Annotated in this window: 11 protein-coding genes; 2 read left to right on the top strand and 9 right to left on the bottom strand. The window is 44.1% G+C overall.

What is annotated here, in order from left to right:
* Window positions 1–48 precede the first annotated feature (48 nt).
* The 4 genes from tsf to rplM form a co-directional block, all read right to left on the bottom strand.
* On the bottom strand, window positions 49–882 hold the full coding sequence (gene tsf, locus ACFQ2O_RS04385; RefSeq protein ID WP_377523195.1) for a translation elongation factor Ts: 834 nt from the start codon (window positions 880–882) through the stop codon (window positions 49–51).
* A 202-nt stretch (window positions 883–1084) separates the two neighbouring features.
* Complete coding sequence (rpsB, locus tag ACFQ2O_RS04380) at window positions 1085–1852, bottom strand: 30S ribosomal protein S2 (RefSeq protein WP_377523194.1); 768 nt, start codon at window positions 1850–1852, stop codon at window positions 1085–1087.
* Between the two features lie 21 nt (window positions 1853–1873).
* Window positions 1874–2260 carry a 30S ribosomal protein S9 gene (gene rpsI, locus ACFQ2O_RS04375; RefSeq protein WP_377523193.1) on the bottom strand — a complete coding sequence of 129 codons (387 nt, stop codon included), beginning with the start codon at window positions 2258–2260 and terminating at the stop codon, window positions 1874–1876.
* A gap of 7 nt (window positions 2261–2267) precedes the next feature.
* Entirely contained in the window at window positions 2268–2717 is a 450-nt protein-coding gene (gene rplM / locus ACFQ2O_RS04370) for a 50S ribosomal protein L13 (protein WP_377523192.1), read from the bottom strand.
* A gap of 248 nt (window positions 2718–2965) precedes the next feature.
* Between rplM and ACFQ2O_RS04365 the strand changes: the two genes are divergently transcribed.
* On the top strand, window positions 2966–3952 hold the full coding sequence (locus tag ACFQ2O_RS04365) for an NAD(P)H-quinone oxidoreductase (protein ID WP_377523191.1): 987 nt from the start codon (window positions 2966–2968) through the stop codon (window positions 3950–3952).
* A 121-nt stretch (window positions 3953–4073) separates the two neighbouring features.
* On the opposite strand, the gene ACFQ2O_RS04360 is transcribed toward ACFQ2O_RS04365, so the two are convergent.
* The 5 genes from ACFQ2O_RS04360 to recA form a co-directional block, all read right to left on the bottom strand.
* Window positions 4074–4784 carry an RluA family pseudouridine synthase gene (locus tag ACFQ2O_RS04360; RefSeq protein WP_377523190.1) on the bottom strand — a complete coding sequence of 237 codons (711 nt, stop codon included), beginning with the start codon at window positions 4782–4784 and terminating at the stop codon, window positions 4074–4076.
* Window positions 4785–4945: 161 nt separating this feature from the next.
* Complete coding sequence (locus tag ACFQ2O_RS04355; protein ID WP_377523189.1) at window positions 4946–5980, bottom strand: sensor histidine kinase; 1035 nt, start codon at window positions 5978–5980, stop codon at window positions 4946–4948.
* A gap of 138 nt (window positions 5981–6118) precedes the next feature.
* A complete protein-coding gene (locus ACFQ2O_RS04350) occupies window positions 6119–6808 on the bottom strand; it encodes a response regulator transcription factor (RefSeq protein ID WP_377523188.1) in 690 nt (229 codons plus the stop codon).
* Between the two features lie 226 nt (window positions 6809–7034).
* Entirely contained in the window at window positions 7035–7844 is an 810-nt protein-coding gene (locus tag ACFQ2O_RS04345) for a DUF3108 domain-containing protein (protein ID WP_377523187.1), read from the bottom strand.
* A 177-nt stretch (window positions 7845–8021) separates the two neighbouring features.
* Entirely contained in the window at window positions 8022–9077 is a 1056-nt protein-coding gene (recA, locus tag ACFQ2O_RS04340; protein ID WP_377523186.1) for a recombinase RecA, read from the bottom strand.
* Between the two features lie 259 nt (window positions 9078–9336).
* Here recA and ACFQ2O_RS04335 point away from each other — a divergent pair, with 259 nt between their 5' ends.
* On the top strand, window positions 9337–10389 hold the full coding sequence (locus ACFQ2O_RS04335; RefSeq protein ID WP_377523185.1) for a hypothetical protein: 1053 nt from the start codon (window positions 9337–9339) through the stop codon (window positions 10387–10389).
* The last annotated feature ends 8 nt before the right edge of the window (window positions 10390–10397 follow it).

Raw genomic sequence — 10397 nt, 5'->3', positions numbered from 1 at the left:
AAAAAAGCCCACCGTAAGGTGGGCTTTTTAATATATGTTCAATTGGAATTAACCAATAGCAACACGCTTGAATTCAGCAACTGTCATGCCTTTGCTTGTTTTATCAAGCAACTGAGCGATAGTTAAAGATGGGTCCTTTACGAATTCCTGGTTCAACAAAGTGTTTTCTTTGTAGAACTTGTTCAGTTTACCCATGGCAATTTTCTCAAGCATAGCCTCTGGCTTACCTTCAGCACGAGCTTGTTCTTTACCAACTTCGATCTCACGCTCTACAGTAGCAGAGTCAACACCGTCTTTGTCAACAGCGATTGGCTTCATGGCAGCAATTTGCATCGCTACGTCTTTACCAACCTCTGTTACTTCAGTACCGCCTGTGTTTGTTAAAGCAACCAATACACCTAATTTACCATTAGAGTGGTCGTAAGAAACAACTTTCTCAGCAGTGATATTTTCGTAAGAAATTACTTCGATTTTCTCACCAATTTTACCCATCAGGTCAGTGATGTGATCCTGAAGTGAGCGACCGTCAGCCTGAGCAACAGCAAGTAAATCTTCTTTAGTAGCAGCGTTAGAGGAAACAGCAGCTTGCATAGCCGCTTGTGCCAACGTCTGGAAGTCAGCAACTTTAGATACTGGCTCTGTTTCGCAAGCTAATGCAATCACTTTGCCGTTAGTGCCGTCTTCGCTCACTTGCGTCATCACGATACCTTCAGAGGTAGCGTTATCAGCGCGCTTGCTTGCAATTTTCTGGCCTTGCTTACGCAGAATATCTTTAGCTGCTTCAAAGTCGCCATTAGCTTCAGTAAGCGCTTTTTTGCAATCCATCATACCAGCACCAGTTTCCTGGCGCAGTTTGTTAACGTCTTGTGCTGTAATAGCCATCTTTTTATAATTAAGAATTATGAATTAATAAATAAGAATTTTCTGTTGGTCGGAGTTGGTGTTCAGGACAGTTAGTAACGACATGGTCTTTCATCCTTTGTCAATTCATCCTTTGTCTCAACCCAAATCCCCTAAAACAAACTGAACATTGAAGCTTTTGTGCCCAATGTTCAGTTTATTATGTAGCAATATAAATTACTTCTTATTGCTCGTCAGCTTCTTGCTTCTCTTTGATGCCTTCTTCTTCAGAACGCTTACGCTCAGTTTCCTCTTTGTCAACTTTACGCTCAGATAAACCATCTTCGATAGCCTTACCAATCAGAGAAACGATCAGAGACACAGACTTAGATGCGTCATCGTTTGCAGGAATAGGGAAATCTACCAATTCTGGGTTTGAGTTTGTATCGCAGATAGCGAATACAGGCAAGTTAAGCTTGTGTGCTTCTTTTACCGCGATGTGCTCACGCTTTACGTCTACTACGAACAGAGCAGCTGGCAGGCGAGAAAGGTCGGTGATACCGCCTAATACACGATCCAGTTTCTCACGCTCACGAGAAAGCATAAGTTTTTCACGTTTCGCCAATGCTTTAGACTGCTCTGGGTCTTTCATCATTTTATCGATGGTAGACATTTTCTTAAGAGACTTACGCACAGTAGCGAAGTTTGTAAGCATACCACCTAACCAACGCTCAGTAACGTAAGGCATTTTAAGGCGACGCGCCTCTTCTGCCACAATTTCCTGTGCTTGTTTCTTAGTAGCTACAAACAAGATCTTACGACCAGACTTCGCAATGTTACGGATAGCAGAAGTAGCTTCGTCAATCGCAACTAACGTTTTGTTCAGGTCAATAATGTGGATACCATTCTTCTCCATGAAGATATATGGAGCCATTTTGGGATCCCACTTGCGGGTAAGGTGACCGAAGTGAACACCTGCCTCAAGTAATTCTTTATAATTAGTACTTGCCATGTTGTTGATACACCTTTAATATTAACGTTTACTGAACTGGAATGAACGACGCGCTTTGCGCTTACCGAACTTCTTACGCTCCACCATACGAGGGTCTCTAGTGATGAAACCTTCTTTCTTAAGAGCAGATTTAGTCTCGGCGTTTTCTACTACCAGTGCTTTAGAGATTGCAAGTCTAAGTGCTTCAGCCTGGCCGCTTACACCACCACCTCTGATATTGGCTTTCACATCGTACTTGCCAATTGACTCCAAGGTTTGAAACGGCTGATTCACGATAGTCTGGAGTACTTCACTAGGGAAATACTCTTTGTAATCTCTACCGTTAATAGTGATATTCCCTTGCCCGGACGTCATGTAGATGCGTGCCACCGAGGTTTTTCTTCTACCAGATGTATTGATAACTTCCATTAATTAATTAGATGTTGAGGGTTAATTCTTTAGGCTGCTGAGCTGCAAAAGGATGCTCGCTTCCTGCAAAAACATGAAGATTTCTGAACAGCTCACGGCCCAGTCTGTTTTTAGGCAGCATGCCACGAACAGCGCGCTCTACAAGCAGCGTTGATGATTTTGCCTTAAGCTCACGTGGAGAAGTTCTTTTTTGACCACCTGGGTAACCAGTGTGTGTCAGGTAGTACTTCTGGTCCCACTTACGGCCTGTGAAACGCGTGTCATCAGCATTGATGATAATAACGTTGTCACCGCAGTCAGCGAAAGGAGTGTATGAAGGCTTGTTTTTGCCCTTCAGGATCTTGGCAACCTCTGATGCCACACGACCCAAGCTTCCTTGCCCTGCATCAACAATCACCCAGCCTTTATTGGCTGTTTTTTTGCTGACGTTAAGGGTCTTATAACTTAAATGATCCATTTTGGTGGTTGTAAGCGATTTATTTTATTTAACTTTTTACTTTCGGTTCTCTGAAAATGGACACAAAGATAGGTGCTATTTGTTTGATATGCAACACATCCTTAATAAAATGCTGAAAGCGAGAGAGTAAAGCGCTCTTGCTGATAAGGCTAGCCCTTGCTGTTTTGTATGATACTTTCTGTAACCGCTAAATTGCAATGTAGTTAATGCAAAGCTACGTATACTTCTTTTTTATCAAATCTATACTTATGAAAGCCATACTTGTAAAACAACCGGGCGGCCCGGAACAGCTTATACTTGGTGACTATGAGCAACCTTCGCCACTGCCTGACGAACTGCTGGTAAAGGTTTACGCCACCGCTCTAAATCGTGCCGATACATTGCAGCGACAGGGTAAATATCCGCCACCTAATGGAGCCAGTCCGCTGCTGGGCCTCGAGATTGCCGGTGAGGTGGTAGAGGCCGGTTCAAACTGCATACGTTTCAAGAAAGGGGATAAAGTATTCGGGTTGCTGCCTGGTGGCGGCTATGCTGAGTACGCCGTGATAGACGAAGCCATGGCTATGCCTGTGCCTGATAATTTAAGTATGGAAGAGGCTGCAGCTATACCAGAGGTGTTTCTGACGGCTTTTCAGGCGCTGGTATGGCTCGGAAAACTGCAAACACAGGAGCGGGTACTAATACACGCCGGAGCAAGTGGTGTGGGTACGGCAGCCATCCAGTTGGCTCGTGCCATAAATGCGGAGGTGCTGGTAACGGCATCAGCACAAAAACTACAGGCTTGCCTTGATTTAGGTGCTCATAAAGCTATCGACTATAAAGCCAATGACTTTGAAGATGAGGTGTTAGCCTACACCAATAGCGAAGGTGTGGATGTGATAATTGATTTTATAGCCGGGCCATACTTTAAGCAGAACATAGAATGCCTGCGCATGGACGGCCGTATGGTGATACTGGCTAGCCTGGGAGGTGGAAAAGTAGAAGAGCTTGACTTAAGAAAGATATTGGCAAAGCGGCTACATGTAATGGGTTCAACACTACGTTCCCGTACACGAGAGTACCAGGTGCAGCTAACACAGGAAATGAGCCAATTTACTATGCCATACTTCAAAAATGGAGCTATCAAGCCTGTGGTTGATTCTGTCTTTGACTGGCAGGATGTTGCTGAGGCGCATCGCTATATGGAGCAGAACAAGAACATCGGGAAGATTGTATTGCAGGTGTATAAGTCTTAAAGAGTAATATTTGCTTCAATGCATGTCTCAAAGTTTAGCAGCCTGCATAAAAGCATAAAGGCCAAAAGGAGTAGCTGTTACTGCGTCTTTTGGCCTTTGTCAATAAAGATCTTTGCGTAAATTAGCTATTCCGGAGCTGTTTTACCAGCACAGCAAAGTCTTTCGGATAAGGTGCCTCTATCTTTACAGGTTCCCCATTGATCAGCACAAAGCCCAGGTTAAAGGAGTGCAATGCAAACCTTTTGATCAAAGGCTGTTCTTCTGTGTTTTGCTTCAGGTTAAACTTGCGCTTGAGGCTGCTTAGAAACAAGTCATCGCCCCCATACAATTTATCGCTCACGATAGGTGCGCCTAAAAATGCCAGATGCACACGTATCTGGTGCATGCGACCTGTTACCGGCAGGCACTCTACCAATGTGTGGCGGTTATAGGTTTCCAGCGTGTTAAAGTAGGTCTCAGCGGGCTTGCCTTGTGGCGAAAGTTTAGCTACGCCTTTGGCATTAGCCAATATAGAACGGCTTACCAGTTGCTCTTCAAACTTGTGTGTGCCCCAGGCTACGGCATGGTATACTTTGTATACTTCGCGCGCCTCAAACTGCATAGACAGATGGCGGTATGCCTCAGCATTTTTAGCAAATGCTAAACAGCCCGATGTGTCTTTGTCCAGGCGGTGGCAAGCCTGCAAGTCTGGGTTATACTGGCGGGCAATTTTTAAAAGGTTTGTGGTGTTGGGTGTGCGGTCTTCCAGCGTGGCCAGAAAGGGCGGCTTGTTTACTACCACATAATCCTCATTCTCAAATATAATCAGCTCTTCAAAAACCGGGTATTTCATGTGTTGCTATACTTTGTTCTGGCGCAGCCATACGTAGAGCTGCGGATGCTGCAAAGATACGCATTTTTGTTATGCGTTTGTTCCCCTGTGCTTTCGGCAGTGCCAGCAAGACCTAGGTTCGAAGGCCTGATACCTTTCGTTGTAGCATCTGCAACAAACCGCTACTTTGCTTTTTGTAGCTTAAAGCGGAGGGTAGTGCCTTTATCTATCTCACTTTTTACAGCAATAAAAGAGCGGTGTGCTTCCACAATATGCTTACAGATGGCGAGGCCCAGACCTGTACTGGAAGTGTCGCGGGCACGGCTTTTATCAATCCGGTAAAAGCGCTCAAAAATACGGTTGATATGCTCTTGCGCAATTCCTTTGCCGTCGTCTTTTACGGTGATGGTATACTTCTTTTTGCCTTCGTCAAGAGTGACCCAGATATTGCCGCCTTTACGCCCATATTTAATGGCGTTATCAATCAGGTTGATGAAGACTTGCCGGATACGGTTTGGGTCAGCGTACAGCATCGTCTTTTGATTAGAGTCAGCCTCTACGTGAAGCGTTATCTCGTGAAGGGCAGCTTTCTGTTCCAGTTGCTCAGCCACTTCACGTACCAGTTGCGCTGCATCAAAGTTTCGCTTTTCCATCTTTACCACCCCTTTTTCGAATTGCGAAATACTGATTAAATCCTGCACAAGTATATCAAGACCATCCAGGCTTTTAGCGGCTTTCTGCAGAAATTTATCGCGCACGTTTGGATCATCCATGGCTCCGTCAAGTAGGGTATGGATAAAGCCCTGGGCAGCGAAGATAGGTGTTTTTAGTTCGTGTGATACATCTGCCAGGAATTCGCGGCGCATCACCTGCAGGCGCTTCAGTTCATCTATTTCCTGTTGCTTTCGCTCTGCAATCAGGTAAATATCTTCCTTGATTTTCCTGAGGGGGTCAGCTGAGAAGGTGGATTTGCTTTCGACCTTCTTAAAGTCCTGGCGCTTTATTTTTTCAAGGCTTGAGTAAACGTTTTTTACCTCCCGAAACACCAGTGCCTCATACGAAAAGTAGATCAGCAGAAAGCAGCTGATAAAGACAAATACCAGTGCCACAACCAGCCCCTGTGAGGAAAAATAGCTAGCTAGGGCAAGAAAAGCTGTCAGCACAAAGGCTACCGCTAAAGATATCAAAAGGGCAAGTGAGCGTGACGTAAGGTTCATGTGGGTAACACAAGTATGAGAGCATAAGATAAATAAATTAGCTCATGCGAAGGGGTGCTGCTAAAAAAAATAATGCAGCATGAAGTCCACCTGTAAAGGCGGGTTCAAGCTGCTTGAATGAATGTGTTAAACGTGCTATCAGTCAGTATTGAACTTATAGCCTACTCCTTTTATCGTTTTAATATTATCTTCTCCGATTTTCTCACGCACTTTACGAATGTGTACATCTACTGTACGGGCAATGACATACACATCGCTACCCCATACATTGTTTAGCAACTCCTCGCGGCTAAATACTTTGTTAGGTGTGGCAGCCAGAAAAGAAAGCAGTTCGAATTCTTTTTTAGGAAGCGTGATTTTTGCTTCTCCTTTATAAACGGCAAAGCTGGTGCGGTCTATGCGTAAGTCACCAATCTCAATTACTTTATCCTGCTCTTCTTCCTGCGCATCGCGGCGGGCAAAAGCAGCCAGGCGGCTTAGGAGTGCACGGGGTTTAATGGGTTTCGTGATAAAGTCGTCGGCTCCGGCATCGAAGGCGGCTACTTCAGAAAATTCTTCAGATCGGGCTGTTAAAAAGATAATATGTGTGCTTCTGAATTCACCCATCTCACGCAGTTGGCGGCAGGCGGCGATGCCATCCATCACTGGCATCATTACATCCATCAGAATAACGTCCGGGTTTGATAGAATGGCTGCATCGATAGCCTTTTTACCATTCTCAGCAGTGGCAACATCATACCCTTCGCGGGTGAGGTTGTATTGTAGTAGCTCCACAATATCTGGATCATCATCTACTACTAAAATCTTGTAGTTGGTTGTGGTTTGCACGTTATGAGGGATTAGGGTCTGTAAAGGGGTGCTACAGGCAGCACTTTCGGCTACTTCAACTAAACGAGCATCAGCAGCTTTAAATCCTACTGCAATACCTAAATTCCACTACAAAGATATCTGATGAATTAGTAATCGCATTATGATAATTGAATCATAATATTTTCTTAACATTTGCGGCTTTTGCTGCACATAAAGCAAAGCTCCTGGTTAGGATAGCTTGCTGCTATTTTTGGGCAATCATGAGCTTGTTTTTCAGATTTTTGTAGTCGTATAAGTTGATTTTTAGCGATCCTACAAACATCTCCGCCTGTATCAGCACAGGTATTTTGTTTTTATCGTCAGACAGGTAAACCGTAATGGAATTGTCGCCTTTAAACATCTCGTTTTTAGGCATGCGAGGTACCAGTTTTATAGCTTTAATATCCCCGGCTTTAGTCGATACTGTTTCGCGGCCTCTGTACTCTACTTCCATGTTAAAGTTTTCTTCATCAAAGAAGCCTTTTACTGTAGTCTTGTCGCCAACACGCATTTTATCATAATCCAGTGTGCGGAGGTAGTAAAAGCCACTCACTATATCCTGCACGTTATCAGCAACCTTAAATGTTTTTTTCTCAACATCTTTAGAGCGCTTCTTTTTTTCCATGTAGGCCTTATTCCTGTAATGGTCAAAATCCACTGTTTCGCGCTTGCGGTATTTGCCTTCCTCAATATTACGGAAAGAGCGCTGCGGTACTATGGCAGCTGTGTCTATATAAGATTGCCAGGTATCACGTACCCTGATTGTGAGGTCAAAAAAGCTGTTAGTGGATCCATAAACCGTTGCTTTGTAGCATGGCCTGTCGTTTATAAGGTGTATGGTAGGCGAAACATCAATAACGGCTTCGGCAGCTGTTATTGGGCCATAGTGTACTTTATACTTTAATACCTCTCCGGTACCAAAGCTATCGTTCGGCACCTGTCGCATCCGGTCTTTGGTTGCAAAGCCAAAGATTACCAGTGTAAGTATGAGGAGTACAGGGAAAAACTTTTTCATAATAGCCTCTATTTAAGGTTCAGCGTCTTGTTACCTTTGTCTAATCAAGTTTTATACCAACTGTTTCTCAAGCTTTAAATTAAACAATCTAAAAGAGGTAATCAATTCATTCACAATAAAAAAAGGTGCTACACATGGCAGCACCTTTTTCTTTTACTTCAGGTTGGGAAACAAAGTTCATTCTGCGGCGGCAGTAGCGGCAGCGGCATCATCTAGTGCAGCAGCTACTTTCTCTGGCTCACCTTTTACAATAGCTCTGATCTTGCCCTCTATTTCTTCGCTCAGTTCCGGGTTATCCAGCAGTATCTGCTTCACACCGTCACGGCCCTGACCTAATTTGTCGCCGTTGTAAGAGAACCATGAACCGGATTTGTTCACAATACCCAGCTCTACGCCCAGGTCAAGTATCTCACCAACTTTAGAAATACCTTCGCCATACATGATGTCGAACTCAACTACTTTAAATGGAGGTGCTACTTTATTCTTCACTACCTTAACACGTGTGCGGTTACCGGTAATGTTGTCTGCGCTCTCTTTGATCTGGCCAATACGGCGGATATCAAGACGAACAGATGCATAGAATTTCAGGGCGTTACCACCAGTTGTTGTTTCTGGGTTACCAAACATAACACCGATCTTCTCACGCAACTGGTTAATGAAGATACAAGTACATCCGGTTTTGTTGATCGTGCCAGTCAGCTTACGCAGCGCCTGAGACATCAAACGTGCCTGCAAACCCATCTTACTGTCACCCATGTCGCCTTCCAGTTCGCCTTTAGGCACCAGGGCGGCAACAGAGTCAATCACAATAATGTCTATAGCACCAGAGCGAATCAGGTGATCAGCGATTTCAAGCGCTTGCTCACCGTTGTCTGGCTGAGATATCAATAAGTTTTCTGTATCAATGCCAAGTTTTTGGGCATATGCTCTATCAAATGCGTGCTCTGCATCAATAAAAGCTGCCAAGCCGCCTTTCTTCTGGGCTTCGGCGATGCAGTGCAAGGTAAGCGTGGTTTTACCTGATGACTCAGGGCCATAGATTTCTACGACACGACCACGTGGCAAACCGCCGATGCCCAAAGCGATATCAAGACCTAACGAACCAGTAGAGATAGCAGGAATGTCCTCTACCTTATTGTCGCTCAATTTCATTACGGTACCTTTGCCGTAAGTTTTGTCGAGCTTATCCATGGTCAGCTGTAGGGCCTTCAGTTTTTCGTTGCTTACGCTCATGTGTGTTTTGTTAATTAGCTTTATATTGAAGGTGAAATTACAAATTTGACACCAATCTACAAAATTGTCAGCAAGTAATTTGCTAAATATTTTAGCTGTATTAGTGCCTTCTGATCTTAACACACTTTAGCAGCTTTTTGTGCCATCTGTTTCTATATTTATGCGTTTTTTCACTGTTTTTTTTCTGTTAAGTTTGCTGACTATAAGTCCTTTTGCTGAGGCTCAGTTAAATAACAGTGCCTTAAGGCAGCAAGTACCTGTGCTTAAGGATAATGCTAATGAAATTAGGATAAATATTAGGGCTCTCGGATTCCTGAAGAACAACGAGTACTTTAATAAGATAGCTGATGGTTATACGCTTTTTGGCTATCAGCTTAACCCTAGCCTGTCTTATCAGCCTACAGAAAATATAAAAATTGAGACAGGGGTACTTCTCTGGAAAGACTTCGGGGCTTCAGGCTATCAAAATATTGCGCCTACTTTTACGATAAAATTGCAGCGCGAGAAGTGGGCATTATTATTTGGTACACTAGAAGGCAACCTGAATCATGGCTACATTGAACCGCTCTACGATTTCGAGCGCCTGATTACCCACCGGCTGGAAAACGGGATACAGTATAAACTGAATACGCAGCGCGTGCGCCTTGACTCCTGGATAGACTGGGCAAATATGATTTATGAAGGAGATAATGAGCAGGAGCTGATTAACGGAGGGGCAGCGTTAAACATTCTTTTACTAGCGCAGGAAGGGCGAGGTAATCTGGCTGACAGCTTATATCTGTGGTTACCGGTGCAGTTTACAGCGCAGCATAAAGGCGGCCAGATTGATGCGTCAGACTTGCCCTTAACTACAGTAGCTAATGCAGCTATAGGCCTAGAGCTTGAGAAAAAGTATGAGCGAAAGGTACTACACAGCCTGTACACCAAGAACTACATTGTAGGCTTCAAAGACTTCTCTAACGAGTATCAATTGCCATATAAGCAAGGATATGGGTTATACTTGAATGTAGGTATATATACAAAATATCAGGATGTGATGCTAAGCTACTGGCGTGGCAATGGCTACATAACCGAACTGGGAGGGCAGCTATATCAATCTGCTTCAACCGCATTCAAATATCCGGACTATCGGGAAAAGGAGCGCGAAATACTGATTTTACGCTTCATGAAAGACATTGAACTGATCGAAGATCTTAATCTTACGCTGCGTCTGGAGCCGCTGGTTGACTTTAATAACCCCAAGCTTGAATTCTCATCGGCTTTCTACCTTAGCTTTAACACAGATTTTTTTGTTGCCAAGCCAAAGAGGTAGTAAGGTCT

Source organism: Pontibacter rugosus, assembly GCF_042678745.1.
In the GTDB taxonomy this organism is placed as follows: domain Bacteria; phylum Bacteroidota; class Bacteroidia; order Cytophagales; family Hymenobacteraceae; genus Pontibacter; species Pontibacter rugosus.
The sequence above is the reverse complement of the archived record's forward strand: the minus strand, read 5'-3'. Positions and strand labels throughout refer to the sequence as shown.